Raw genomic sequence first — 22,971 nt, forward strand, 5'->3', positions numbered from 1 at the left:
TCATCTATTGAACGGGTAGATGGAGCACTCAGCCCTTGTTTGCAAGGGCACCGGGCAGAGGCAGGCAGCCGGTGAGCCCCGCGGGGAGCACCAGTAGCGCTCCGGCGCGGTAGAGACGGGCTGCAAAATCGGGGGAGTCGCTCTTCAGGGTGACGGTTGCCGCGCTGGCGGAGATGACGGCGGCATCCTCGGGCAGCCCGGCAAGAAAGGCCTCGCCGGGGAACATCACAACTGCCGCTGGAGCCGCATCGGAGAACCGCATGACAAGCGCCATGGTGGCGACCCATGCGATGAACAGAAGCGGGGCCCAGAGGGCAATGCGCTTAATAATCGTGGACATGCTCCACCATAGCGCCGTTTTCACGAAGGAAGGCGGCAAGATCGGTGACTTGAATCAGCACCAGTGATCGGGTGTCGCCGTAGCCCTGCCGCTCGCGGGCATAAAGCGCGCTGGGCAAAGGCGTGTCGGCAATTGCGGTGAGCATGATGTCGTCGTTGCCGGCGATTTCGATGAAGTCAGCGCCGCGCGCGGCCATCTCTTTCATCAATTCGGTGAGGGCGCGATAGCGTGGAGTTTCCAGCACCAGCCCTTCGGAGCGGCTTTCGATGATCTCGACGCCCTCCAACCCCTCAAGTTGAGCCTGCTCACCCTGCACCACCATCCGCAGCCGCAGCGCATCGGCGCCCACACCGGCCACCGCCTGTTCGATCACGCCCGCGTAGGCGGATTTGGCGGAAAATTCGATGCCCAGCGCAAGGCGGCGCTCATTGTCACGCTTGCTGCCTTCACTGGCTTCAGCATGCTCGGCGATGTCGCCTTTGAAATCCCATTTGTACCAAGGGGTTTGCTGAAGGAAGGCCGCATAGTCGCGGGCCTGCCGCGCAGAAACCTCATCCAGCGCGGAACGCTCAGGGCCGCGAATCCATGTGTAGACACGGCCCACCGTCTCTTCATAGGCGGCCTTAAGCATCAGCTCGGCGGTGAAGCTGACGCCGATCACATAGGCGGTTTGCTTGGTGGTCCAGTCAAAGCCGCCGTGCGCGGGCGAGGCCTTTGAGAGGGCACAAAGCGAGCCCCAAAAGCCGCCAACCGCGCGGAAATAGCTAAAGTCATGCGGGTCACCCGAAGAGATCACCTCGGCATAATCGTCATAGGCGTGAACGATGTGCCACTCGGGATAGGTCATCAGCGTGCGGCCCTCGGCGCGGTGCCATTCGGGCGGCAACAGCGGCTCATACTCCTTGCGAATGTAGTCCTCGCCGCGACAGGCCACCTCGACGTAGCCGACCGGGGCCAGCAGCGCGAGCAGCAGCAATACCGCCACCACCAGCAGCCGTTTGACCCATTTCCAGACCCAGCGGATCATTTGCGATCCAGGAACAGGCCCGCAAAGAGGGCAAAGCCCCCGAGGCCGATGTGGGGCAAGTTGGCGAGGATCTTGAAGCCGAAGGGCAGATCGAGCACGCCGTTGGTGAAGATGCCCATGTCGAGGTAGCCCGAACCGAAGGCGAGGCCCATCGCGCCGTCGGCGAGGTAGAGCGCGCCGAAGATCAGCAGGAAGAGCTTGGAGGCGCGGTGCGAGGTGAGCGCGGCCCCGAACGCCCAGAGGGCGGAGACGAGGTGCAGCGCGTCATCGAATATGTCGAGCTCGAAGATGCCGAAGGCCAGCCCCTCGCTGTCGGTTATGCCGGGCACGTAGTTGAGCGCAGCGGCCCCGATCAGGGCGAAGAAATAGCCGAAGGCGATAATGCGGAGTGTGGTCATAGGAGCCCCAGATAACTGTCCCAAAGGTTGTTGCGGAGCAGCAGCCCCGGGTCGATCTCGCGTTTGCGCGCGGCAAACTCCTGCGCGCGCGGGTAGGCCACCATGAGCTGGTCGAGCGTGGCGTGCGGGCGGTAGGGCAGGTAGTAGGCCCCGCCGATGGCGTTGATACCGCCAATCAGGGCGCGGGTCATCCGGGCCATGTCGGCCTCGCCGCGCGCGGTCATTTCCTGGCTGAAGGACATGACTGCGGCGATGCGCGGCACCCGGGCGTAGGAGAGCCAGCTTGTGCTGTCGGTATCCACGAAGCGCAGGGTGACATTGAGAAACTCCTGATAACTGGCCGGGATCACCTCGCGGCAGACCTGGAGAAAGTCGGAAAACCGGTCAAAGGGCACGAAATACTCGTGGAGGATATCTGTGCGGCGCTCGTCGCGGTCATCCAGCGTCACGACCGGCTCGTTCATCAGCGCGTTGCGATTGGCGGCCCCGGCGAGCATCGGCGCGGCGCGGGACTCCGTCCACCAGCGCCAGCGCTTCATCCGCTCGTTGCCAAGCTGCCAGCGGTAGAGACGCGCGGCGGCCTTGGAGGTGAACCCAGAGGCGTATTCGGCAGGCGGAATCTCGTCACTTTCAGGGTCTTCACTGTAAGTAATCAGCAGCGCCTCTTCCATGAAGCGGGCACGGCCCACGTTGAGACGGCCATAGGCCATGGGGATTTGCGGGTTATCCACGGCGGCGCGGAAAGCAGGAGCGAAGGCCTCGGCCTCCATCCGCGTGAAGCTGGGGATGAGGCGCTGGTTTGGCACCATATCCACCTCCATCTCGGTGATCAGGCCGATGAGCCCATAGCCACCCATCGCCATGGCGAAGAGTTCGGCGTTCTCCGTGCGGCTGGCGGTGACAAGCTCGCCATCGGGTAGCACCATCTGCACCTCACGCACGGTGGAGCCCATCGGGCCATAGGGCACCGGCCAGCCGTGGGCATTGACCGAGAAAGTGGCAGCGAGCCCGAAATCGGAGTTGGATTGCATGACGGCGGGGCCAAAACCTTGCGGATCGAGCGCGGCGATCACCTCGTACCAGCGGGCACCTGCGTGGGCACGGTAGGTGCTTGCGGTCGTGTCTAGCTCCACGAAGGGGTTGCGATAGCTGATCGCCGTGCCCTCGCGAGGGATCGCCTGCCCGCCCATCGAGTGCCGCGCCGCGCCAAGGTTTACCGGGCGGCCCTCCGCCTGCGCCTCTTTCAGCTCGGCGCGCAACTTGGCCACCAGCGCCTCGCCCGGATCGTCGGTGAGGATGACATGCTTGGCCACCGGGGTTTCGCTGAGGCCGGAGGCGTCGTTCATCGTGTTCACGCGGCCCTCGGGCGTACGCGAGCGGGTGCCTGCCAGCACCGGCACGTCGCTCTTCAACCACTTGGACCCGGCCACACCTGCCGCCGCCCCCGCGCCAAAAACCACGGCCCTACGGCCCAACTTGCCCATCACACACCCTCGCTTTTGCGCCATCTTGCCAATGGACGCCGCAACGGAAAACGTAAAAACTGAGCAGCGGGGCATGCAGGGAGACAACCGTGGCACAAAGGATTCTATGCTTTGGCGACAGCAACACCTTCGGCACACCGCCGATGGAGGCCCACGGCGGACATGCGCGCTTTGGCCCCGACACCCGCTGGCCCCGGGTCATGGCAGAGGCCATGGGCGGGGTTGAGCTGATCGAAGAAGGGCTGCCGGGGCGCACCACCTGCCACGATGACCCGGTGATGGGCGCCATCATGAACGCCGAGCCGGCCTTGCGGATCGCGCTGCGCAGCCATGCCCCGCTGGACCGACTGCTGATCATGCTGGGGACGAATGACCTTAAGGCCCGCTTTGCGCCCTCTGCCCAAAAGATCGCCGCCGGTCTTGCAGGACTGCTGGACATCGCGGCCAGTGCCCTCGAGGCGCCAAGAAGCCCGGGATTGAAGATCACGCTGATCGCGCCGCCCCCGCCGATCGAGTCTGGGCTCTTCGCCGCGGAATTTGCCGGGGCCGCCCGTATTGGGCCAGAGCTTGCTCCGGCCCTGAACGCCCTCGCAGAAGCGCGTGGTCTGGATTTTTTCGACGCCGGATCACAAATTTCAGTGAGCCCGGTGGACGGCATTCACATCGCGGCTGCAGACCATGTTGCGCTTGGAAAGGCGCTGGCAGCACATCTCACCTGATTTCGCCGCGCCTACGCGCGCCGACCGGGGGCGCCTCGCTTCGCTCGGCGTGGCCTGCGTCTCATCCGCATTCTCTGCCTCATCCTCGCGAGGACTGACAGGGTTTACCGCAATAGGTTTTAGGCCTCCGGCGGGGAGTATTTGGAGCAAGAAAATGAACAACTTGATTCAAATTGCCCGCACTTGCTCTCATTTTCTTGCCGTAAATACTCCCGGGGGTGTGGGGGCAGGCCCCCACTGTGCCGCCTGCTGCTCACGCTACAGGTCGAATTCCGCGAAGACGGGGGCGTGGTCGGACGGTTTTTCCCAGCCGCGCACCGAGCGGAGGATGCGGCTGGAGTGGGCGGCGTTTGAGATATCGGGCGTGGCCCAGATATGGTCCAGCCGGCGGCCTTTGTCGGCGGCATCCCAATCTTTTGCGCGGTAAGACCACCAGCTGTAGAGAAGCCCCTCGGGGATGTCCTTGCGGGTGATGTCGACCCATTTGCCCGCGTCCTGCGTTGCGCCCAGCGCCTCTACTTCAACGGGGGTATGAGAGACGATCTTCAGCAGCTTCTTGTGATCCCAGACGTCATCTTCACGCGGGGCGATGTTGAGATCGCCCACAAGAATTGCTTTCTCCGGCGTCTCTGCATGGAAGGCATCGCGCATCTCGGAGAGGTAATCGAGCTTTTGGCCGAACTTCTCGTTCACCTCCCGGTCAGGCACATCGCCCCCTGCGGGGACGTAGAAGTTGTGGACGGTCACACCGTTTTCGAGCTTGCCAGCTATGTGGCGGGCGTGGCCGAGCTTGGCGTAATCCGCCGCGCCAGCCTCTTCCATCGGCAGCTTGGAGAGGATCGCCACGCCGTTGTAGCCCTTCTGGCCGCGCGCGACCATGTGGGTGTAACCCAGCGCCTGAAAAATCTCGACCGGGATCTTGTCGACCGGGCTTTTGCACTCCTGCAGGCAGAGCACATCGGGGGTTTCCTCACGCATCAGACGCGCCACGAGGTCGGCCCTCAGCCGCACCGAGTTGATGTTCCATGTTGCCAGTGAAAATGCCATGCCCGCCTCCGTTGTTCCGGGTCGGGATAGCGCGGGGGAAGCCGGGTTTCCACCCCTTGCCCTGCCGCTGCTGACAGCGCAGGCTTGGGCGTATGAAACAGCTCCTCGTCGCCGCCCTCCTTGCCCTTGCCGCCCTGCCGGGCCGGGCCGATGCCCCGCCGCAGGGGAGCTTCATGCTGGGCAGTTATATCTGGCCCGAGCACGTGCTGCCACGCTCGGTGGTGCTGACCTTCGAGGGCGAACAGATGCAGCTCGAATTCCTCTATCCGCTGCCTTTGGATCAAGAGGCCTGCGACCGGGAGGGGGTATGCGAGCCAAGGGTGCAGGCGGCCACGGCAACCGCGCGGATCGATGCGGGAAAGCTGGTGCTCAACGCCTTCGAGATCGACAGGGCGGCGGCCATCGAGCCCTCCAGCGAGACCCACGTCGGCATGCCACAAGACGCCGTCTACACCAACTTCGCGATCAGCTTTTTCCAGATGGCCCGCTTTGCTCCAAACGAGCACGGGTTCACACTGGACAGTGCCGGCACGACGCTGGAGTTCTTCGAGGTGCGCGGTGACGACGCTTTGGCGATTGCCGCGCTGCCGGTGATCTTTGAGCAATCCATTGCCAAGATGGCGGGCTGCGAGGTGCGGGCGCTGGCCCCCTTGCTGGCCGAGACTGAACCAACAAAGAAAGAGGCACGGTTTCAGCGGGTGATGCGCGGCTTTGGCACCTCGTTGGACTATGATTTTGCAGCGCGGCGGGCCGCGCCGAGGATGGCCGAGCCGACCGAAGAACAGAGGATGCAGGCGGCGAAGCTGCGAGCGGCCTCCGGCCTGCCGGGGATGGTCGCGGCGATCTTTCGTACGCCCGAAGAGGGTGGCCTCGACGCGTTCAGGGCACAGATGGGGCTGAAGATGTTCCGTGACGATGCCGAGGCCTTTGACGCTGCCGTGGCCGCCTACGGCGACGCCCTGCCCGATATGATCGCCTTTCTGCGCCACGTGCCCACCGTGCCGGACCGGCTCAACGTGGACGGCCTCTGCGCAGACCCGTCGTTGGGTTTCATGGACTGACCTCCGCCACCGGGCGGCAAACAAAACATGAAATGCGCCGTAAGGCGCTCAATTGGATTGCGGTTCAATCCAGGCGAGCGCGTCTTTCAGGGCGCTCATGAAGGCGGCCGGGTTTTCGATTTGCGGGATGTGGCCGAGGCCGTCCAGCTTCCACAGTCGCGCACCGTCAACCAGAGCCGCCAGCTGTTCGCCCTGGGCCAGCGGGGTTGCGGTGTCTTCCACGCCCCAGAGGATGCCGAGCGGGAGGGTAAGTGCGCGCCAGCCCTCTTCTGTCACGCTGGCTGCACCTTCGGGGCGGGTGACGAGGGTGGGCAGCCAGTCGGCCATGGCGGCGGTGGTGCCCGCGCGCTTCATCGGAGCATTCAGCGTGGCCACATAGGGGGCGGCGCGCCCTTTCTTGTGCAGGAAGGCCTTCAGCATGGGCTTCATCGCCCAGGGGTTGGTGATGGTGGCCGAGACAGCAAGTTGGCGCAGCGGGCCGGAGCGCAGCGGCAGCGGCGGCGGGCCGGGCTGAGCCTCAAGCCCGATGGCGCCGTCCACCACGATGAACCCGGTGAAGGCCTCCGGCTTGGCCATGACGGCCTCGGCCCCCGCCCCTGCGCCGAAGCTATGGGCCACCAGCACCGGCCGCACGTCGAGCGCTTCGGTCAGCGCCAGCACGCGTTGGCCCTGTGTCACACGGCTATAGTCACCCGCCGCATCCCGCTCCGACCAGCCCATCGGGGGCATGTCGAAGGCGATGGCGCGGTAGCCTGCGCCCTCCAGCGCAACGATGGTTTCATCCCAGAAGGCCGACCAACCAACCGAGCCATGCACCAGCAGCACCGGGGTCGCCTCCTTGGGGCCGTAGTCTATCACGTAGACCTCGCCCATCGCGGTTTGCACCATGCTGCCCCAGCGGGGCGCTTCGGTTTGGGTTTCGCGCAGGGCGGCCATGCCGCGCAGCGCAAGCAGGGCGACGACGACGAGCACCACAAGAACGGCGGCAAGCTTCAGGAGGAACTTGATGAAACGGCCCACGGGATTACTCGCTGATGGTGATGGGGGTGCCATCGGGCACAAGTGACCAGATCTCGCGCATCTCGGCATCGGTCACGGCAATGCAGCCGTTGGTCCAATCCCACGCTCGGTGCAGCCTGCCAATCCAGCCCCACCCATTGGCGATGCCGTGGATCATGATGTCACCGCCGGGGCTGTGGCCCGCCGCCTCGGCGCGGGCGCGGTCATCGGCATTGGGGTAGGAGATGTGCAAACTGAGGTGGGCGATGGAGTTCGGGTTGCGCCAATCAATCACGTAGCTGCCGGTGGGGGTGCGCTCGTCACCCTCGCGGGCCTTGTGGCCCTCGGGCGCGGCACCGAGGCTGATGGTATAACTGGCGATTGCCTCACCATTCCGCAGAAGGTCCATGCGGCGGGCGGATTTATCGACCCGGATCTCATCGGCCTGCTCCGCCTCGGGGGCCACGGCAGGGGCTGTGCCCGAGCCGACGCGCGCCATTGCGGCGGTGTAGGCCACGAGGCCGAGAGCGAGGACGGCGAGGGTGGCCGCGATCTTCAGAACACGTTTCATGCGAGCGGTTTAGCACCCCGTTCACAGCCCGTCATCCTCGGGCTCGACCCGAGGATGACATCCAGCCGATGCAGGCACCAAAAAAAGGCCCGGGTGCAAACCCGGGCCAGTCCAACAGGGAGGTGTGGCCATTACCCCGGCCACGGAGGGATTTTTATGCCACCAGCCGGTAGCCGCCGCTCTCGGTCACCAAAAGGCGCGCGTTGCTCGGATCAGGCTCGATCTTCTGGCGCAGACGGTAGATATGGGTTTCCAGCGTGTGCGTGGTCACACCCGCGTTGTAGCCCCAGACCTCGTGCAGCAGGATATCCCGCGGCACCACGCCCTCGGAGGCGCGGTAGAGGAACTTGAGGATGTTCGTCTCTTTCTCGGTGAGGCGAATTTTCTTCTCGGCGTCATCCACCAGCATCTTCATCGAAGGCTTGAAGGTATACGGCCCAAGCTGGAACACGGCATCTTCCGATTGCTCGTGCTGGCGAAGCTGGGCGCGGATGCGGGCCAGCAGCACCGGAAACTTGAAGGGTTTGGTCACATAGTCGTTCGCGCCCGCATCAAGGCCGAGGATGGTGTCGGCATCGCTGTCTTGGCCGGTGAGCATCAGGATCGGGCATTTCACCCCCTGCTTGCGCATCAGCTTGCACAGCTCGCGGCCATCGGTATCGGGCAGGGCCACGTCGAGGATCACCAAGTCGTAGATCGCGTTCTTGGCCTTTTCCATCGCGCCCGCGCCGTCTCCGGCTTCGAACACGTCAAAATCTTCTGTCATCACGAGCTGCTCGCTCAGCGCCTCGCGCAGGTCTTCGTCGTCATCGACGAGGAGAATTTTCTTCAGGTTGGCCATGGAAGGCTCCTTTCTTCTGCTCTCTCGGATGTGTGAACGGTGCACGGGCTCGGCAAGATTTGCTGCAAATCGCTCACGCAACCGTGTGCGAGGGGGCGGAAATGTTTCATATTCCTACGAAAACCCACTAGATGTGCCCCGAGTTCCCCTGAGGTTTCACGCATGAGCCTGCTGCCCACCCCGCAAGAATTACGCGCCCGCGCTCGTGCCGATCTGCGGCTTGGGCTGCCTGTTGTGATCGTGGGCGAAGGGGAGGCGGCGCTGGTAATGGCCGCCGAGCAGGCCGCGCCGGAGCGCGTGGCCGAGCTGGCACAAGCGGGGGCCTACCTTGCAATAACCGCCCGGCGGGCCGAGACGCTGAAGGCCCACGCCTATGACGGCGACATGGCGCGGCTGCTGCTCCCGAGTGACGGGCAGGCCGTCTGGGCGGCGGCGGTGGCCGATCCGGCGACCGACCTCGCAACGCCGATGAAAGGGCCATTCAACGCGCTTCGCGGGGGTGAGGGCTGCCCTGAACTTGCCCGCGCGGGCATTCGGCTGGCGAAGGAGGCGCGGGTGCTGCCCGCCGTGCTGTTGGCCCCGCTCACCGGACCTGCACCAGAAGGCCTGACACGGATCGCCGCGAAGCTGGGAGACGCGCTGCCCCCCTTTGCGGAGGCCATTTCAGCGCGCCTGCCGATGCGGCTTGCGGGTGCAGGCCGGGTGCATGTGTTTCGCCCAGAGGACGGGGCCGAGGAGCATTACGTGATTGAGGTGGGCCGCCCGGATCGGGACGCGGCAGTGCTGACCCGCCTGCATTCGGCCTGTTTTACCGGCGATGTTCTGGGCTCGCTGAAGTGCGATTGCGGCCCCCAGCTCCACGCCGCCTTGGCCGCAATGGGGGACGAGGGCGGCGGGATGCTGCTTTATCTCAACCAAGAGGGCCGCGGCATCGGGCTGGCCAACAAGATGCGCGCCTATTCTCTTCAGGATCAGGGGTTTGACACGGTGGAGGCCAACCATAGGCTGGGCTTTGAGGATGACGAGCGCGACTTCAGGATTGGCGCCGCCCTGCTTGGCAAAATGGGTGTTGGCCGGATACGCTTGATGACGAACAATCCCGCCAAGATCGCCATGATGGAGGCGCAGGGCGTGAAGGTGGTGGAACGGGTGCCGCTACAGGTGGGCCGCACCGCCGAGAATGAAGGGTATCTGGCCACGAAGGCCGCGAAATCAGGGCATTTGCTATGACACCTGCCGCATTTCTGAACGCCGCCGCGCGGCTTGAAGATTTCTCTCAGGCTGAAGTGGAGGCGGCGCTGGGGCTGCGGCTGACGGCCACGCGCAAATCGCAGGCCTGGGTCGGGTTCAATGCACCCGGGTCCGGGCCGTTCAGCGGCTTCGAGTTGCGCAGCCCCGGGCCTTCAGCGCGGTTCGGGGGGCTGCTGATTGCGCGTTTCGGCCAGCCCGAGCCGATGACGCGGATGAAACCGCTGCTCGATCAGCTGCGGTTTCTGCGGATGGAGCCTAATCCGCCGGGCGCAGGCGGGCCGCCCACGGCGGGGCATTGGTTTCAACTCGGGCCGCATGAGCTGGCCGCGACGGTTCTGCTTGGCGCGCCGGAGCGGGTGGCGGCGCTCGCCGTGCATGGCGCCTATCCGTGATGCGGCTCACCCCGCGCGGGCTGTTTTCTGAGGGGCGTCTCTTCCCCGCGGTTATCGGCCGGGGTGGCGTGACGGCAAACAAGCGCGAGGGCGACGGCGCGACCCCGGTGGGCCGGCACCGCATTCTGGCCTGCTACTACCGCGCTGATCGGGTGCCCGCGCCTGCCCCTTGGGCCATTGCAATCGGGCCGCGTGACCTGTGGTCGGACGCGCCGGAAGATGCAGCCTATAACACGCTGGTGCAGGCCCCCTACCCCGCCAGCCATGAGAAGATGTGCCGCGCAGACCGGCTTTATGACATCGTGCTGACGACGGATTGGAACACACCCGCAACCCCCGGCACGGGCTCGGCCATCTTTCTGCATCGCTGGCGCAAACGCTGCCACCCGACCGAGGGCTGCATCGCTCTTCGCCCTGACCACCTTACCTGGATCGCGGCGCGGGCGGTTCCCGGCACGCGGCTGCTGGTGCCGGGAAGGCCCTAGCCGGGCACCCGCCCCCCAAAGATGGCCGACCCCACGCGAATGTGGGTCGCGCCCAGAGCAATGGCCCGCTCGAAGTCGGCGCTCATGCCCATGGACAGGCCGGTGAGCCCGTTGCGCTTGGCCATCTTGGCAAGCAGCGCGAAGTGCAGCGAAGGTTCCTCATCCACCGGGGGGATGCACATGAGGCCCCGAACCGGCAGGGACAGCGCCGCGCACTCGGCCACGAAGCCATCCACTTCAGACGGCAGGCAGCCCGCCTTTTGGGCCTCCTCGCCGGTGTTGACCTGAATGAACAGGTCGGGGCAGCGCCCCACCTCATCGGCCAGCCGGGCAATGGTGGTGGCGATCTTGGGGCGGTCCACGGTGTGGATGGCGTCAAAAAGCTCCATCGCCACCCGCGCCTTGTTGCTTTGGAGCGGGCCGATCAAGTGCAGATCGACGCCCTCGAACCGCTCCCGGAAGCCGGGCCACTTGCCCTGCGCCTCTTGCACGCGATTCTCGCCAAAGCAACGATGCCCCTCGCCCAACACGGCCTCGACGCGCGCATCAGGCTGCACCTTTGACACGGCGATAAGGGTAACGTCCTCACGCGCCCGGCCCGCGCCGTCGCAGGCCTTGGCGATGCGGGCTTCTATGTCTTGTAGTGCCAATCCAATACCCCATGCCGCTCAAGCGCATCGGTCAGCGGCTTCAGATCATCAGCGTATTTCTCCCAAGCACGGGCCGAAGACTTGTACATCGGCTGGCGAACCTGGTGGAGCGAAAGCGTCTTCACGTCGCGCTTGGTTTTGTGGAAATCGAGGCAGGCATCCTCCCACTCCAGCCCGGCGGCAGCAATGAGCTTGCGGCTCTGCACCTCTGGGTCGTTAACCAGCTCTTCGTAGGCAATCTCGGTGAAGGCGTCGGGCAGCGTCTTGCGCCAGAACTCCATGCACTCGACAAACTTGGAGTAGTAGAGTGCAAGACTTTCAAGATTGTAGGCGTAGGTGTGCGTGTTCTCGGCGAAGACGTTCTTGTAAATTGACAGGAGCTGATCGCGCGGATCGCGCCGGACCACGATAATACGCGCATTGGGTACAAGCTCTCGGATCAGGCCGATAAAGCGGAAATTCGAGATCGTCTTGTCGGTCACCAAGTTATCAAAATCCATCCGCTTGCGAAACTCGACCTCAACCTGCTTCGGGAAAACTTCATACTGCGAGTCCTTCAGTTCGAGCGTGTCTCTCCACTTCTTCGTCTTTTCGTCGCTCATGACGAGGCGCATCATCTTGGACAGAACAGCAATCTCGCCGCCGCCTTCCACCTGGCTGTGGCTAGCGATGATCTGCTCTACTAGCGTGGTGCCGGAACGTGGCAAGCCGGTCACGATAATGGGCGCGAAGGACACATTGTCGAGCGGCGGCGTTTCTGTTCTCCAGGAGATCGGACTCTGGAGACGAAGCAAAGCTTCAGTCTCCTGTTCAATGTCTTGAGGCTTGAACGGAGATGCCTCGCCAATCATCCGGTTGCCTTCGTTCAGAAAACGAAACACCTTGTCATACTGACCAGTGTCTTCCATTGCCTTGGCAAGGGCAAAGCACAAGTCGGCCCTCATCCGACCCTGGATATGCGGATCCGCGTAAGCCTCAAGCATCTCGCGGATCACTGGCTCGCCTTTCTTGACCTTCTTGCCGTGAAGCCAGGCACGATAGACGATTCCGTTTCCCGGCGTGATACGGAGCGCCTTGCGAAAGTGCTTTTCAGCCCCATCGAACTGCCCCAATTGCTGATACAGGAGGGCCAGCTGCATCTGGACCTCATAGTCCCTTGCATCAAGCTTGGCGAGTTCCTGATAGGCCCGAATAGCCTCTTCAGTGTCACCTGCGTCGGCCAGGGTCTGGGCCAGCTCCTTGAGCACAACAGGTTCACCACGTTTAAGCCGCAGCGCTCGGTTCAGCGCCGCGACAGCAACATTGAAATCCCGCACTTCTCTTGCGATGCGCCCGATCTGGTAGTGCGCTTCGGCTGTCTGGGGGCGTACCGCGACGATCTCGTTGTAGATGTCATGCGCCTCTCTGAGCTTGCCGGATGAATGCAGCTTCAACGCACGCTGGTAGAGCTGGGGAATGTCGTTGATTGCGATGCTCGCCATCACCTGCCTGCTATATCTTCAGTTTCGGGTCAGTAAACAGGTAGCCGATTTCCCGGCTGGACTGAATCCCAAAAAAGAAAAGAGCGGGCACAAGGCCCGCTCTTCCCGAAAGGTTTTCGACTGGCTCAGAAGGCCATCGACAGACCCAGCGACCAGGTGTCGACGGTGTCGCCACCGGCGTCGGAGAGGTCGGACGAGCCGTAACCGGCCAGAACCGAAGCGCCGCCGCCGAGGTCGTAACCAGCGGTGAGGCCCCAACCGGTGAGCTCGGTGCCGTCGAGGTCGAACACACCGTAGTTCATGTGCACCGAGAAGGCATCCACGGCGTAGCCAACACCGAGACCGGTGTGGGTCACGTCAGCATCGGTGCCGTCGATCGAGAAGTCGGTGAAGGTGAAACCAGCGGTCAGGCCGGAGTCCAGCGTGACGGTTGCACCAAGGCCGAGAGCCGACACTTTGACTGCCGGAACAGTCGATGCTGACGTCGGGAAGTTGTCGACGAGCACATCGATGTTGGTGATCTCAGCTTCCTGGTAGCCAAGGCCGAGGGCCAGGTCAGCACCACCAAGATCGGTGGAGTACTTGAAACCGATGGCGTAGCCGTCGTCACGTGCGCCAGTGTCGTCCATCTCGAGCGAGACTGCGACGCCGAAGTCACCGAAGGTGTTGTCGTAGCGGACGATCTGGCCGTCATAGGCACCGTCGAGCCAGTTGCCGTTGTAACCGATGTGACCGGTTTCGTCGTCATTGATCGAACCGGGGTTGCCGATGTTGCCGGCGTCGGTCAGGGCCCAGTCAAGAGCGCCGTCGGTGTCACCCATGGTGACGGTGCCGAACGAACCGGAGATGAAGACAAACGCGCCGCCATCGTCATCAGCGGAGAAAGCGCCGTTTTCGTCGAGGTCGACGCCAGCACCGAAGGTCAGGCCGCCGTCAGTTTCACCGGACATACGGAATTCGACGTCGATATCTTGGAAGAACTGAGTCTCCATATCGGTGCCGCCGTAAATACCCATCTCGGCCCAGCCGGAGACGGTAACTTCTGCCGACGCGGCGCCAGCGAAGGCGACCAGCGCGGTCGAAGTGAGAAGAACCTTTTTCATCTTGTTTCCCTCGTTATCAAAGGTCAGCCCAATCAGGGGAATCCAGACTGGGTATGTGAGGCTGTTTCGCTCTTTCGCCGTGCGATTGCAATAATGGCGAAAACCGGGCGTGGGGACTCTCTGGCATATGGTGCAAACCTGCCACAGTGCCACGCGCGCCCACAATTGCCTTATTCCACGCAGATGGCGCTGCACGCGGCGGGCAAAAAGCCTTGTGGGGGTGCGGCGGCTCGGATAGATAAGCAAAAAAGGGTGAGAGGGGCAGCTTTTAATGACCTTCCGGAAGGGACTGCGGGCAGCGGGAATAACTGCGATGGTGCTGACGCTCTCCGCGTGCGGCGTGAGCGGGCGGCTGGGCAACAGCCTGGGTGGAAGCTCGGGCGGCAGCTCGGCAGGGATTCGCAACGCCCCGGCGCAGCCCCGCGAAACAGACCGACTCGGTCGGGAGATTGTCGGCGGGCGTGTTCGCACCTCCACCATCTGGGATCTCTTCGGCAACCGGGACGACCCGAACATCACCGTTGAGGTCAACAAGTACATCTGGCGCGCCTCGCTGGAAGTGCTGAACTTCATGCCGATCCAGACGGTCGATCCGTTCTCCGGCGTCATCGTCTTTGGCTACGGGCGCCCACCCGGCGGTGGCAGCCCCTATCGCGCGACCGTCTATGTGCAGGATCCGGCCCTCGACGCCCGCTCGCTCAAGGTGGCGCTCCAATCGCGCAACGGCAGGGCAGTCAGCGCCGATACGGTGCGCGCCGTCGAGGATGCCATCCTCACCCGCGCGCGGCAGCTGCGCATTCAGGACGGAAAGTTGTGATGGTGGGTTAACACCCACCCTACAGCCCGTTCACACCACAGATTCGCTCACGCAGCCCCGCGCCAACCCGCTGGACCCTGCGCCGCGCCCGCCGTAAACACGCCGGGACCATATAGAATACCCGCAAGGCAGCGCAGATGACCCGTTTCACCCCCGCAGAGATTGAACCCAAGTGGCAAAAGGCCTGGGATGATGCCCAGACCTTCAAGGCGGAGCGCGACGAGAGCCGCCCCAAGTATTACGTGCTCGAGATGTTCCCCTACCCCTCCGGGCGCATCCACATGGGCCATGTGCGCAACTACTCCCTCGGGGATGTGGTCGCCCGCTACAAGCGCGCCCAGGGCTTCAACGTGCTGCACCCGATGGGCTTTGACGCCTTCGGCATGCCCGCCGAAAACGCCGCGATGAACTCGAACGGCCACCCGAAGGACTGGACCTACTCCAACATCGAAACCATGGTCGACCAGATGAAGCCGCTGGGCCTCTCGCTCGACTGGTCGCGCATGTTCGCGACCTGTGACGTGGAGTATTACGGCCAGCAGCAGGCGCTGTTCCTCGACATGCTGGCGGCCGGTTTCGTCACCCGCCGCAATGCGACGGTGAATTGGGATCCGGTCGACATGACCGTGCTCGCCAACGAGCAGGTGATCGACGGCAAGGGCTGGCGCTCTGGTGCCGAGGTGGAGCGCCGCGAGCTGACGCAATGGTTCTTTAAGATCTCCGACATGTCGGAAGAGCTGCTGGAGGCGCTGGACAGGCTGGAGGACTGGCCCGAGAAGGTGCGGCTGATGCAGTCCAACTGGATCGGCAAGTCGCGCGGCCTGCAGTTCGCCTTCGAGCGCACCGACGGCGGCGAGCCGTTGACAGTATATACCACCCGCCCCGACACGCTGCTCGGCGCGAGCTTTGTCGGCATCTCGCCCGATCATCCGCTGGCGAAGGAGCTGGCCGAGCAAAGCCCAGAGGTCGCCGCCTTCCGCGCCGAATGCGCCAAGGGCGGAACCACGGCAGAAGAGCTTGAAACGGCGGAGAAAAAGGGCTTCGACACCGGCCTCACGGTGCGCCACCCCCTCGACCCGTCCAAAGAGCTGCCGATCTGGATCGCCAACTTCATCCTGATGGACTACGGCACCGGCGCGATCTTCGGCTGCCCGGCGCATGACGAACGCGACTACGAGTTCGCCACCAAATACGGCCTGCCCATCACCTATACCTTCGCCCCCGCCGATGGCGCGCTGGACGAAACCGCCGCCTTCACCCCGCCCAAGAGCGAGAAGGTGCGCTTTACCCGCGCCATCGCGGGTGACGAGCTGCAAACCGGCGAAGAGGCCGTGGCCGCCGCGATCGCCCGCGCCGAATCCGAGGGCTGGGGCGAGGGCGTCACCAAGTTCCGCCTGCGCGACTGGGGGCTGTCGCGCCAGCGCTACTGGGGCTGCCCGATTCCGGTGGTGCATTGCGAGGCCTGCGGCGTGGTGCCAGAGAAAAAAGAGAACCTCCCCATCGAGCTGCCCTATGACGTGTCCTTCGACACGCCGGGCAACCCGCTGGACCGTCACCCCACGTGGCGCGACTGCGCCTGCCCGTCCTGCGGCGCGCCCGCCAAGCGCGAGACCGACACGATGGACACCTTCGTCGATTCGTCGTGGTATTTCGCCCGCTTCACCGCGCCCCGCGCCGAAACGCCGACCGTGGCGGAGGATGCGGACTACTGGATGAACGTCGACCAATACGTCGGTGGGATCGAGCACGCGATCTTGCACCTGCTCTACTCCCGCTTTTTCGCCCGCGCGATGCACGCCACCGGCCACCTGCCGGAGAAGTCGAAAGAGCCGTTCAACGCGCTGTTCACGCAGGGCATGGTGACCCACGCGATCTACCAGACGAAAAACGCCGGGGGCCGCCCGGTCTATCACTATCCCGAGGATGTGGTGGTGGGCGAGAGCGGCGCGACCCTGAAGGACGGCACCCCGGTCGATGTTGTGCCCTCCGCCAAGATGTCGAAATCCAAAAACAACGTCGTCGACCCGCTGAACATCATCGAAAGCTACGGGGCCGACACCGCCCGCTGGTTTGTCCTCTCCGACAGCCCGCCCGAGCGCGACGTGGAATGGACAGCCTCGGGCGCCGAGGCTGCCAACCGGCACCTCGCCCGTGTCTGGCGCATGGCCTCCGAGATCGCGGCGGATGATAGTGCCTCAGGCGCCGAAGACGCGGCCCTGCAAAAGGCCCTGCACAGGACCATCGCGGATGTGACCGAAGGGGTGGAGAGCTTTGCCTTCAACACCTCCATCGCCAGGCTCTATGCCTTCACCAACACGCTCTCCAAATCCAAGGCGGGCGGTGCGGCGAAGAAAGAGGCGATGGCGACCATGGCCCAGCTGATGGCCCCGATGACCCCGCATCTGGCCGAGGAGGTCTGGCACATGCTGGGCCGCGACGGCCTGATCACCGAGGCCGCTTGGCCCAAGGCCGACCCGGCGCTGCTGGTCGAAGATACCGTCACCCTGCCGATTCAGGTGAACGGCAAGCGCCGGGCGGAGATCAGCGTGCCCAAGGACATGGACAAGGCCGAGGTTGAAAAGCTGGCGCTGGCGGAGGAGGCTGTGCAGCGCGCGCTGGATGGCAACGCGCCGAAAAAGGTGATCGTGGTGCCGGGACGGATCGTGAATGTGGTGGCGTAGGGCAACCGAGGCTCTCGCAGGCTGGGTGAAACCCACCATCCGGCGGGCGACGCGGTGGGTTGCACCCGCCCTGCTGCTCGCCGCCTGCGGCTTTGCTCCGCTATACGGCCCCGGCGGGCCGGGTGACACGCTGCACGGGCAGATAGAAATTGCCGAACCCACCACGGAGAACGAGTTTGAGTTCGTCGCGCGGGTAGAAACGCGGCTGGGCCGCGCAGCCGCCGCACCCATGCGGCTGGATTACACCATCACCACGCGCAGCGACGGGCTTGCGATCACCGCCGATCAGGAGACGCAGCGCTACAACCTCATCGGCGAGGTGCGCTATCAGGTGACCGACACCACCACGGGCAACGTGCTGTCCACTGGCCAGACCAACAGCTTCACCAGCTTTTCCGCCACCGGCACAACCGTGGCCACCACCACCGCCGAGCGGGATGCCCGCAAGCGGCTGATGGTGATTCTGGCCGATCAGGCCGTTACCCACCTGCTAGCCAGCGCCGAAACCTTCTTGCCGTGAGTGCGGCATGAAGCTTTCGACCCGCGACGCCAACGCCTTCTTCGCCAAGCCGACGCCCGGGCCCGGGATCTTGATTTCTGGGGCCGATGCGATGCGAGTGGCGCTGAAGCGGCAGGATTTGCTGAAGGCTCTGGTGGGGCCGAATGGCGAAGAGGAAATGCGGCTCTCGCGCCTCTCTGGCGCCGATCTGCGCAGCGACCCTGCGGCACTGCTGGACGCGGTGCGCGGTGCGTCCTTCTTCCCCGGCCCGCGCGCGGTGCATGTGGAGGGGGCGACAGACGGGCTGACGGATGTTTTTGCCACCGCGCTGAGTGAATGGCAGGAGGGCGATGGCATGGTCGTGGCCACCGCCGGCAGCCTGAAGGCCAGCTCCAAGCTGCGCAAACTCTTCGAGAAAGACGCGCGCGCCCGCTTCGTGGCGATCTATGATGACCCGCCGAGCGCCGCAGAGATCAAGGACAGGCTTGGCGCGGCGGGGTTGGCGAATGTGGAGCATGCCGCGATGGAAGCGCTGGTGGCGCTGGCCTCGCACATTGACCCGGGCGATCTGCGCCAGTTCATCGAGAAACTCTCGCTCTACAAACTTGGCGATTCCGCGCCGCTGAGCGAGGCAGAGATTGCCGCGCTTGCACCGGCCACGACAGAGGCCGGGGTGGATGAGTTGCTGAACGCCGCCGCCGAGGCAAAGCGCGACCAGATCGGCCCGCTGATGCAGCGCCTGGAAGGCCAGGGCGTAAACCCGACGACGCTTTGCATCATGGCGGGGATGCACTTTCGCACCCTGCATGTGGCCGCTTCCGACCCGGGCGGCCCGGCGCAGGGAATCGCCAAGATGCGCCCGCCGGTCTTTGGCCCGAGGCGCGACAGGATGATCCGGCAGGCGCAAAACTGGGGGCTGGTGCGGCTGGAACGGGCGCTGACGTTGCTGCTCGACACCGACCTTGCCCTGCGCTCGGCGGGCCAGACCGCGCCGCAGATGGCCCAAGTAGAGCGGGCAATGATCCGGCTGGCGATGATGCCCCGCTAGGCCGCCGCTCGTTCAATCTTCGGGCTTGAGCACCACGGATAGCTCCGGCACCAGTTTGAAACCGCCCGAATCCAGGTCGACCGCCTCTTCACGCAGGGCCTTGGCCTCGGCGGCAAAGCTGTAATGCATCTGCTTGGCGTCGGGCTGGTTGCCCGGCAGGCGGATGTTGCAGCCAAACACCCAACTCTGCACCTCCTCCAGCGCAGAAAAAGCGAAGCGGCCTGAACGCCTGTCATAGAGCACCGGCGCGACAGGCAGATCGCAGCTGTCGGGCTCCTGTGCCCCGGCCTCGGTGATGGCGAAAAACACGAACCCCTCGCTCTCATAGGCCAGCACACCACCTGCCTTGCCGCGCACCAGATCACAGGGCGCCGGCAGTGGCGCGTAGATCGTGAACTCACCAAGGCTCAACGCGCAGGCTGCCACCGAGGCCGGGGCCTCCTGTGCCTGTGCCTGCGCCGCCGCCCCCGACGCGAGTGCGCTACAGAAAGAAAACGCGCACGTGATCGGATGAGCTCGCATATTCTTCTCCTATCATGCCGTATGAACCTTGGGTGTTGGTGCTGTCGTGCAGGTCGAATCCGTCGATATGATGCGGACTCCCGAAAAACATGATGCCCCGCAGCTTCTGCCCCTCACCGGCCTTCTTCTTTAGCCAGTCAAGCACAGGATAGAAGGTGCCGTCAGCCTCATAAACGCCGGGCTCGCTGGCACGCACCCCGGTTGTAGGATGGGCCGGTCGGATGTAGCGGCGTGGGCGCTTGAGGTAAACTTCCAGGTAATCCGCCAGGGATCGCGCGCCGCGCGCCCGCCCGTGGCTGCACAATGGGCCAAACCGCTCTTCGGTGTAGCGCTGTCCCGTCCCGTTGAAGGGCCAGGCTGCATCGACCAGAGCACTACTAACGCGGATGGCACATTGGTTGGTGTATCCGTCGCTGCACGGGCTGCGGTTGTTGCGCACGTAGTTGGCCTGCGCCGCCTTGAAACGTTCCCAGTTCAGGCTCATGGGTTTTCCTCCGTGGAGGGCACTCGGCACAGCTGCGGAGTCCCTGACAAATAGGTTGGTTCTTGAAACAGGGTCAGCTTAGAGACAGCCCTGCCGCGCGCTCAACTCGGAGCTGCACGGCAGATGCGTTATTCACGCTTTTTGAGCGGTCACGATGTGGCGCGCGGCGCTTTGCCCGGCCCAACGGCCCGTCGCGAGGCAGCCGGTGATCAGGTAGCCACCCGTGGGAGCCTCCCAATCCAGCATCTCGCCGGCCACAAAAACGCCATCGCGGGCCTTTAGCATCAGCGCCCCGTCTACCGCTTCGCGGCGCACACCGCCGGCGACAGAGATTGCCTCGTCGAGTGGGCGAGGGCCGCTGTGGGTGACCGGCAGGGCCTTGAGAAGTGCGGCCAGCGCGGAGCCTGCCGGGAGCGGTCGGCCAAACTCCATCAGCAAGGCGCGGACAGCAGGTGAAAGGCCGAGCCGTTTACGCAGACGATTGCCAATACTCTCCTTGCCGTCCTTTGCCAGACGGCCGACGGCTTCTTCGCTGCTCATGTCGGGCAGCAGATCGAGCAGCAGCGGCTCCCCGTCTCGCGCCGCGGCAGAAACTTCGTAGATCCCGCCACCTTCCAGCCCTCGGGCCGAGATGACAAACTCGCCCCGACTCTGCAGCGGGCCCGCGATGAGGCGGGTGCCTTTGACGGGACTGCCGAGGTGCGGGGTCATATGGGCAGACCAGCTGACCACAAGGCCCATGTTCGCCGGACGGAAGGGGGCGAGAGGCACGGCTTCGGCGGCCAGTATATCAGCCCATGCGCCATCGGAGCCAAGCCTTGACCAACTGGCGCCGCCAAGAGCGAGAACCGTGGCCTTTGCTTCGATGCGCTGCACACCATCCGGGGTCGAGAAGAGCGCCGCCGCGCCGTCCCATCCCTGCCAGCGCCACCGCGTGCGGATGTCGACCCCCTCCAACCGTCCCAGCCAGGCCCGGAGCAGTGGGGAGGCCTTCATTGCGTTGGGAAAGACCCGTCCGGTTGTCCCGGTGAAGCAGGGCTGCCCCAGCGCCTCGGCCCAGGCCCGCACCTCGGCCGGACCGAAGGCCGATACCATGGGTGCCAGCCAATCGGTGCCATAGGCCGCGGCAAAGCCCTCCTCCTCCTTGGTCAGGTTGAGGCCAGATTTGCCCGCCATCAAAAACTTGCGGCCCACAGAGGGCTTGGCCTCGGCCAGCAGTACGCTGCGGCCTGTACCTGCAAGCACCTCCGCCGCTGCCAGCCCTGCAGGGCCACCGCCAATTACCAATGCATCCATTGCCGCTCCTGCCATTTGGCCCATCTATGCCCCATGGAAGACGCGCCGCCCATATGCCCCTTGTGCCACAGGCCCATTCCGGCGGATGTGCCGCAAAGCCGCCACCATCTTGTGCCCCGGCTGCGTGGCGGCAAGGGCGGGGAGACGGTGCTGCTGCACCATATCTGCCACAAGGAAATCCACGCCACCTTGAGCGAAACCGAGCTGGCGCGGAGCTATACCACACCCGAGGCGCTCAGAGCGCATCCAAGGCTGGCAAAGTTCATCGCTTGGGTCGCCAAACGTCCCCCCGGCTTCAGTCCCCGATCAACAGGCTCCCGGCGCCGGGCACGGTGACGCCCCGGCACATCGCCTTGATGCCCGCGCGGGTTTCAGGCGTGGCGGCAATGGCGGCTTCACACAGGGCGGCGGCTTCCGGCAACAGGGCCTCCGGCTCTGCAAGGCGGTCGACCAAGCCCCAAGACACAGCCTCTTCAGCCCCGATCTTCTGGGCGGCCAGCAGGATCATCCGGGCACGGCCACGGCCCACGAGCGCCGTCAGCCGGGCCGGGTCGGAGGGTTGAGGTAGGTAGCCAAGCTTCATCACCGGGTAGAAAAACCTAGCGTCCGACACCGAAAGCCGGAGGTCGCAGGCCAGCACCATGCCGAAGGCCCCGCCCGCCAGCGTGCCGTTCAGGGCGGCGATGGTGAGGGCGTCACTCTCGGCCACCGCATGAGAAAGACGCTCCCATAGCGGCGACGTGGCCAGCCCGGCCTTGGCGGCCTCAAGATCGGCCCCGGCCGAAAAGACCTTCCCCGCGCCGGTCAGCACCAGTGCCCCGCCCGGCGTGCCCTCCACCGCCTCGATCAGCGCCTCCAGCATCTCGCCGGTGAGCGAATTGGCCTTGTCCGGGCGGTCGATGGTGACGGTGCGCAACCCGCCCTCGTCGGCGACGCGGATCATATCAGGCCCACCTTGCGGCGTATCTCTTCATCCCTCAGCGACACCTCCGCACCGCAAAACTCATCGGCCTCGCTAGAGCACATCCAGAGCAGCGTCTTGGCTGGCCAGTCAGGGGCGATGTGCTCGGACCAGTCAAGCTGGCTGACCGGGTTGATCCCGCTGGCCTTGATGTCGCGCTGCATCTGGGTGGCCACGGTGCCGGGCGACAGCGAGATGGCGCGAATGCCGGCCTCGCGGTTTTCCTTGTCGGCCATCCGGGTGAGCATCAGCGCCCCCGCCTTGGACGCGCAATAGGCCGACCATGCCTCAACCGGCCCATGCGCCGCGCCCGACCCGATGGTGAGGATCGTGCCACTGCCTTCGGCGAGCATCACAGGCAGGGCCGCGCGCATACCATTGAAGACGCCCTTGAGATTGACGTCGATCACCTGCCCCCATGCCTCGGGGTCCGCCTCGGCGAGATGCGTGATGGGCTCGAGTATGCCCGCATTGTTCACCAGCACGTCGAGCCGCCCGAATGTCTTCACGCAGGCATCGACTGCGGCTTCCATCTCCCAGAACCGGCTGACGTCGCACGGAATGGCCAGCGCCACATCGGGGCCAAGCTCGCCCGCGAGGTCGGCCACGGCCTCTTCGCTACGGGCCAGAAGCGCAACCTTTGCCCCGGCCGCGGCAAAGACACGCGCGGCTTCTGCCCCAATGCCACGACTTGCACCGGTGATCATCACAACCTTGCCGTTCATTTCCATGGCACGCCCTCCTGTTTCAGCTTTCTTCCAGAGATAACGGAAAGGTGCCTGTCGTCCACCCGCTTCGAGCCATCGGGCACTTG

Annotated in this window: 26 protein-coding genes; 10 read left to right on the top strand and 16 right to left on the bottom strand. The window is 64.5% G+C overall.

Annotated elements, in window-relative coordinates; genetic code table 11:
• Nucleotides 1–28 precede the first annotated feature (28 nt).
• The 4 genes from ACXAG6_RS01610 to ACXAG6_RS01625 are packed head-to-tail and all read right to left on the bottom strand — an operon-like array spanning nucleotide 29 to nucleotide 3,249.
• Nucleotides 29–340, bottom strand: coding sequence for a hypothetical protein (locus tag ACXAG6_RS01610; RefSeq protein WP_475334364.1), 312 nt, complete (start codon nucleotides 338–340; stop codon nucleotides 29–31).
• Nucleotides 324–1,367: a hypothetical protein gene (locus ACXAG6_RS01615; RefSeq protein WP_475334367.1), complete on the bottom strand. Its 1,044-nt coding sequence runs from the start codon at nucleotides 1,365–1,367 to the stop codon at nucleotides 324–326. Before ACXAG6_RS01615 ends, ACXAG6_RS01610 begins: the two co-directional genes overlap by 17 nt.
• Nucleotides 1,364–1,765 carry a hypothetical protein gene (locus ACXAG6_RS01620; RefSeq protein ID WP_475334369.1) on the bottom strand — a complete coding sequence of 134 codons (402 nt, stop codon included), beginning with the start codon at nucleotides 1,763–1,765 and terminating at the stop codon, nucleotides 1,364–1,366. The genes ACXAG6_RS01615 and ACXAG6_RS01620 overlap by 4 nt, the downstream gene beginning before the upstream one ends.
• Entirely contained in the window at nucleotides 1,762–3,249 is a 1,488-nt protein-coding gene (locus tag ACXAG6_RS01625; RefSeq protein WP_475334372.1) for an FAD-binding protein, read from the bottom strand. The genes ACXAG6_RS01620 and ACXAG6_RS01625 overlap by 4 nt, the downstream gene beginning before the upstream one ends.
• An 89-nt stretch (nucleotides 3,250–3,338) precedes the next feature.
• Between ACXAG6_RS01625 and ACXAG6_RS01630 the strand changes: the two genes are divergently transcribed.
• A complete protein-coding gene (locus ACXAG6_RS01630) occupies nucleotides 3,339–3,968 on the top strand; it encodes an SGNH/GDSL hydrolase family protein (RefSeq protein ID WP_475334374.1) in 630 nt (209 codons plus the stop codon).
• 258 nt (nucleotides 3,969–4,226) lie between these two features.
• Here ACXAG6_RS01630 and ACXAG6_RS01635 read toward each other — a convergent pair whose 3' ends face one another.
• The gene (locus ACXAG6_RS01635) at nucleotides 4,227–5,015 is read right to left on the bottom strand and encodes an exodeoxyribonuclease III (RefSeq protein ID WP_475334377.1); all 789 of its coding nucleotides are present in this window, start codon (nucleotides 5,013–5,015) and stop codon (nucleotides 4,227–4,229) included.
• A gap of 92 nt (nucleotides 5,016–5,107) precedes the next feature.
• On the opposite strand from ACXAG6_RS01635, the gene ACXAG6_RS01640 reads away from it, so the two are divergent.
• Nucleotides 5,108–6,076, top strand: a complete 969-nt coding sequence (locus tag ACXAG6_RS01640) for a hypothetical protein (RefSeq protein ID WP_475334378.1) — start codon at nucleotides 5,108–5,110, stop codon at nucleotides 6,074–6,076.
• 48 nt (nucleotides 6,077–6,124) lie between these two features.
• On the opposite strand, the gene ACXAG6_RS01645 is transcribed toward ACXAG6_RS01640, so the two are convergent.
• From ACXAG6_RS01645 to ACXAG6_RS01655, 3 genes are all read right to left on the bottom strand, one after another.
• The gene (locus ACXAG6_RS01645) at nucleotides 6,125–7,096 is read right to left on the bottom strand and encodes an alpha/beta fold hydrolase (RefSeq protein WP_475334380.1); all 972 of its coding nucleotides are present in this window, start codon (nucleotides 7,094–7,096) and stop codon (nucleotides 6,125–6,127) included.
• A 4-nt stretch (nucleotides 7,097–7,100) separates the two neighbouring features.
• Complete coding sequence (locus tag ACXAG6_RS01650) at nucleotides 7,101–7,646, bottom strand: L,D-transpeptidase family protein (RefSeq protein ID WP_475334383.1); 546 nt, start codon at nucleotides 7,644–7,646, stop codon at nucleotides 7,101–7,103.
• A gap of 154 nt (nucleotides 7,647–7,800) precedes the next feature.
• A complete protein-coding gene (locus tag ACXAG6_RS01655) occupies nucleotides 7,801–8,487 on the bottom strand; it encodes a response regulator transcription factor (protein ID WP_140012302.1) in 687 nt (228 codons plus the stop codon).
• Nucleotides 8,488–8,649: 162 nt separating this feature from the next.
• Between ACXAG6_RS01655 and ribA the strand changes: the two genes are divergently transcribed.
• From ribA to ACXAG6_RS01670, 3 genes are read left to right on the top strand one after another with little or no spacing between them, the layout of a single operon-like run.
• Complete coding sequence (gene ribA, locus ACXAG6_RS01660; protein ID WP_475334385.1) at nucleotides 8,650–9,717, top strand: GTP cyclohydrolase II; 1,068 nt, start codon at nucleotides 8,650–8,652, stop codon at nucleotides 9,715–9,717.
• Complete coding sequence (locus tag ACXAG6_RS01665) at nucleotides 9,714–10,130, top strand: hypothetical protein (protein WP_475334387.1); 417 nt, start codon at nucleotides 9,714–9,716, stop codon at nucleotides 10,128–10,130. The genes ribA and ACXAG6_RS01665 overlap by 4 nt, the downstream gene beginning before the upstream one ends.
• Nucleotides 10,130–10,615, top strand: a complete 486-nt coding sequence (locus tag ACXAG6_RS01670; protein ID WP_475337896.1) for a L,D-transpeptidase family protein — start codon at nucleotides 10,130–10,132, stop codon at nucleotides 10,613–10,615. Before ACXAG6_RS01665 ends, ACXAG6_RS01670 begins: the two co-directional genes overlap by 1 nt.
• Here the strand turns inward: ACXAG6_RS01670 and ACXAG6_RS01675 are convergent.
• The 3 genes from ACXAG6_RS01675 to ACXAG6_RS01685 all read right to left on the bottom strand — a co-directional run bounded on the left by ACXAG6_RS01675 (nucleotide 10,612) and on the right by ACXAG6_RS01685 (nucleotide 13,849).
• Nucleotides 10,612–11,265, bottom strand: coding sequence for a YggS family pyridoxal phosphate-dependent enzyme (locus ACXAG6_RS01675; protein ID WP_475334389.1), 654 nt, complete (start codon nucleotides 11,263–11,265; stop codon nucleotides 10,612–10,614). The genes ACXAG6_RS01670 and ACXAG6_RS01675 overlap by 4 nt on opposite strands.
• Nucleotides 11,247–12,746 (bottom strand): tetratricopeptide repeat-containing sulfotransferase family protein, encoded by a 1,500-nt coding sequence (locus ACXAG6_RS01680; RefSeq protein ID WP_475334391.1) that lies wholly within the window; start codon nucleotides 12,744–12,746, stop codon nucleotides 11,247–11,249. The genes ACXAG6_RS01675 and ACXAG6_RS01680 overlap by 19 nt, the downstream gene beginning before the upstream one ends.
• Before the next feature lie 125 nt (nucleotides 12,747–12,871).
• Nucleotides 12,872–13,849 carry a porin gene (locus tag ACXAG6_RS01685; RefSeq protein WP_475334394.1) on the bottom strand — a complete coding sequence of 326 codons (978 nt, stop codon included), beginning with the start codon at nucleotides 13,847–13,849 and terminating at the stop codon, nucleotides 12,872–12,874.
• A 271-nt stretch (nucleotides 13,850–14,120) separates the two neighbouring features.
• Between ACXAG6_RS01685 and ACXAG6_RS01690 the strand changes: the two genes are divergently transcribed.
• The 4 genes from ACXAG6_RS01690 (at nucleotide 14,121) to holA (ending at nucleotide 18,894) form a co-directional block, all read left to right on the top strand.
• A complete protein-coding gene (locus ACXAG6_RS01690; RefSeq protein WP_475334396.1) occupies nucleotides 14,121–14,666 on the top strand; it encodes a DUF3576 domain-containing protein in 546 nt (181 codons plus the stop codon).
• Between the two features lie 137 nt (nucleotides 14,667–14,803).
• The gene (gene leuS, locus ACXAG6_RS01695) at nucleotides 14,804–17,347 is read left to right on the top strand and encodes a leucine--tRNA ligase (protein WP_475334399.1); all 2,544 of its coding nucleotides are present in this window, start codon (nucleotides 14,804–14,806) and stop codon (nucleotides 17,345–17,347) included.
• Nucleotides 17,334–17,867 carry an LPS assembly lipoprotein LptE gene (lptE, locus tag ACXAG6_RS01700; RefSeq protein WP_475334401.1) on the top strand — a complete coding sequence of 178 codons (534 nt, stop codon included), beginning with the start codon at nucleotides 17,334–17,336 and terminating at the stop codon, nucleotides 17,865–17,867. Before leuS ends, lptE begins: the two co-directional genes overlap by 14 nt.
• Before the next feature lie 7 nt (nucleotides 17,868–17,874).
• Nucleotides 17,875–18,894 carry a DNA polymerase III subunit delta gene (gene holA, locus ACXAG6_RS01705; RefSeq protein ID WP_475334403.1) on the top strand — a complete coding sequence of 340 codons (1,020 nt, stop codon included), beginning with the start codon at nucleotides 17,875–17,877 and terminating at the stop codon, nucleotides 18,892–18,894.
• 12 nt (nucleotides 18,895–18,906) lie between these two features.
• On the opposite strand, the gene ACXAG6_RS01710 is transcribed toward holA, so the two are convergent.
• The 3 genes from ACXAG6_RS01710 to ACXAG6_RS01720 all read right to left on the bottom strand — a co-directional run bounded on the left by ACXAG6_RS01710 (nucleotide 18,907) and on the right by ACXAG6_RS01720 (nucleotide 21,196).
• Nucleotides 18,907–19,320, bottom strand: coding sequence for a hypothetical protein (locus ACXAG6_RS01710; protein WP_475334406.1), 414 nt, complete (start codon nucleotides 19,318–19,320; stop codon nucleotides 18,907–18,909).
• A 55-nt stretch (nucleotides 19,321–19,375) separates the two neighbouring features.
• Nucleotides 19,376–19,900: a hypothetical protein gene (locus ACXAG6_RS01715; protein ID WP_140012314.1), complete on the bottom strand. Its 525-nt coding sequence runs from the start codon at nucleotides 19,898–19,900 to the stop codon at nucleotides 19,376–19,378.
• 132 nt (nucleotides 19,901–20,032) lie between these two features.
• The gene (locus ACXAG6_RS01720; RefSeq protein ID WP_475334408.1) at nucleotides 20,033–21,196 is read right to left on the bottom strand and encodes a TIGR03862 family flavoprotein; all 1,164 of its coding nucleotides are present in this window, start codon (nucleotides 21,194–21,196) and stop codon (nucleotides 20,033–20,035) included.
• Between the two features lie 33 nt (nucleotides 21,197–21,229).
• Between ACXAG6_RS01720 and ACXAG6_RS01725 the strand changes: the two genes are divergently transcribed.
• Nucleotides 21,230–21,532 (top strand): HNH endonuclease family protein, encoded by a 303-nt coding sequence (locus ACXAG6_RS01725; RefSeq protein WP_475334411.1) that lies wholly within the window; start codon nucleotides 21,230–21,232, stop codon nucleotides 21,530–21,532.
• Here the strand turns inward: ACXAG6_RS01725 and ACXAG6_RS01730 are convergent.
• Together ACXAG6_RS01730 and ACXAG6_RS01735 are read right to left on the bottom strand one after the other, a co-directional pair.
• Complete coding sequence (locus tag ACXAG6_RS01730; RefSeq protein ID WP_475334414.1) at nucleotides 21,492–22,139, bottom strand: enoyl-CoA hydratase/isomerase family protein; 648 nt, start codon at nucleotides 22,137–22,139, stop codon at nucleotides 21,492–21,494. The genes ACXAG6_RS01725 and ACXAG6_RS01730 overlap by 41 nt on opposite strands.
• Complete coding sequence (locus ACXAG6_RS01735) at nucleotides 22,136–22,888, bottom strand: SDR family oxidoreductase (RefSeq protein ID WP_475334416.1); 753 nt, start codon at nucleotides 22,886–22,888, stop codon at nucleotides 22,136–22,138. The genes ACXAG6_RS01730 and ACXAG6_RS01735 overlap by 4 nt, the downstream gene beginning before the upstream one ends.
• Between the last annotated feature and the right edge of the window lie 83 nt (nucleotides 22,889–22,971).

Source organism: Vannielia sp. ABF1_015 (assembly GCF_056160745.1).

Excerpts from the sequence above, each read along its gene's own strand:
- ACXAG6_RS01610 (WP_475334364.1), bottom strand. The coding sequence starts at position 340 with ATGTCCACGATTATTAAGCGCATTGCCCTCTGGGCCCCGCTTCTGTTC.
- ACXAG6_RS01615 (WP_475334367.1), bottom strand. The coding sequence starts at position 1,367 with ATGATCCGCTGGGTCTGGAAATGGGTCAAACGGCTGCTGGTGGTGGCG.
- ACXAG6_RS01620 (WP_475334369.1), bottom strand. The coding sequence starts at position 1,765 with ATGACCACACTCCGCATTATCGCCTTCGGCTATTTCTTCGCCCTGATC.
- ACXAG6_RS01625 (WP_475334372.1), bottom strand. The coding sequence starts at position 3,249 with ATGGGCAAGTTGGGCCGTAGGGCCGTGGTTTTTGGCGCGGGGGCGGCG.
- ACXAG6_RS01635 (WP_475334377.1), bottom strand. The coding sequence starts at position 5,015 with ATGGCATTTTCACTGGCAACATGGAACATCAACTCGGTGCGGCTGAGG.
- ACXAG6_RS01640 (WP_475334378.1), top strand. The coding sequence starts at position 5,108 with ATGAAACAGCTCCTCGTCGCCGCCCTCCTTGCCCTTGCCGCCCTGCCG.
- ACXAG6_RS01650 (WP_475334383.1), bottom strand. The coding sequence starts at position 7,646 with ATGAAACGTGTTCTGAAGATCGCGGCCACCCTCGCCGTCCTCGCTCTC.
- ACXAG6_RS01655 (WP_140012302.1), bottom strand. The coding sequence starts at position 8,487 with ATGGCCAACCTGAAGAAAATTCTCCTCGTCGATGACGACGAAGACCTG.
- ribA (WP_475334385.1), top strand. The coding sequence starts at position 8,650 with ATGAGCCTGCTGCCCACCCCGCAAGAATTACGCGCCCGCGCTCGTGCC.
- ACXAG6_RS01665 (WP_475334387.1), top strand. The coding sequence starts at position 9,714 with ATGACACCTGCCGCATTTCTGAACGCCGCCGCGCGGCTTGAAGATTTC.
- ACXAG6_RS01670 (WP_475337896.1), top strand. The coding sequence starts at position 10,130 with ATGCGGCTCACCCCGCGCGGGCTGTTTTCTGAGGGGCGTCTCTTCCCC.
- ACXAG6_RS01680 (WP_475334391.1), bottom strand. The coding sequence starts at position 12,746 with ATGGCGAGCATCGCAATCAACGACATTCCCCAGCTCTACCAGCGTGCG.
- ACXAG6_RS01685 (WP_475334394.1), bottom strand. The coding sequence starts at position 13,849 with ATGAAAAAGGTTCTTCTCACTTCGACCGCGCTGGTCGCCTTCGCTGGC.
- ACXAG6_RS01690 (WP_475334396.1), top strand. The coding sequence starts at position 14,121 with ATGACCTTCCGGAAGGGACTGCGGGCAGCGGGAATAACTGCGATGGTG.
- leuS (WP_475334399.1), top strand. The coding sequence starts at position 14,804 with ATGACCCGTTTCACCCCCGCAGAGATTGAACCCAAGTGGCAAAAGGCC.
- lptE (WP_475334401.1), top strand. The coding sequence starts at position 17,334 with ATGTGGTGGCGTAGGGCAACCGAGGCTCTCGCAGGCTGGGTGAAACCC.
- holA (WP_475334403.1), top strand. The coding sequence starts at position 17,875 with ATGAAGCTTTCGACCCGCGACGCCAACGCCTTCTTCGCCAAGCCGACG.
- ACXAG6_RS01715 (WP_140012314.1), bottom strand. The coding sequence starts at position 19,900 with ATGAGCCTGAACTGGGAACGTTTCAAGGCGGCGCAGGCCAACTACGTG.
- ACXAG6_RS01720 (WP_475334408.1), bottom strand. The coding sequence starts at position 21,196 with ATGGATGCATTGGTAATTGGCGGTGGCCCTGCAGGGCTGGCAGCGGCG.
- ACXAG6_RS01725 (WP_475334411.1), top strand. The coding sequence starts at position 21,230 with ATGGAAGACGCGCCGCCCATATGCCCCTTGTGCCACAGGCCCATTCCG.
- ACXAG6_RS01730 (WP_475334414.1), bottom strand. The coding sequence starts at position 22,139 with ATGATCCGCGTCGCCGACGAGGGCGGGTTGCGCACCGTCACCATCGAC.
- ACXAG6_RS01735 (WP_475334416.1), bottom strand. The coding sequence starts at position 22,888 with ATGGAAATGAACGGCAAGGTTGTGATGATCACCGGTGCAAGTCGTGGC.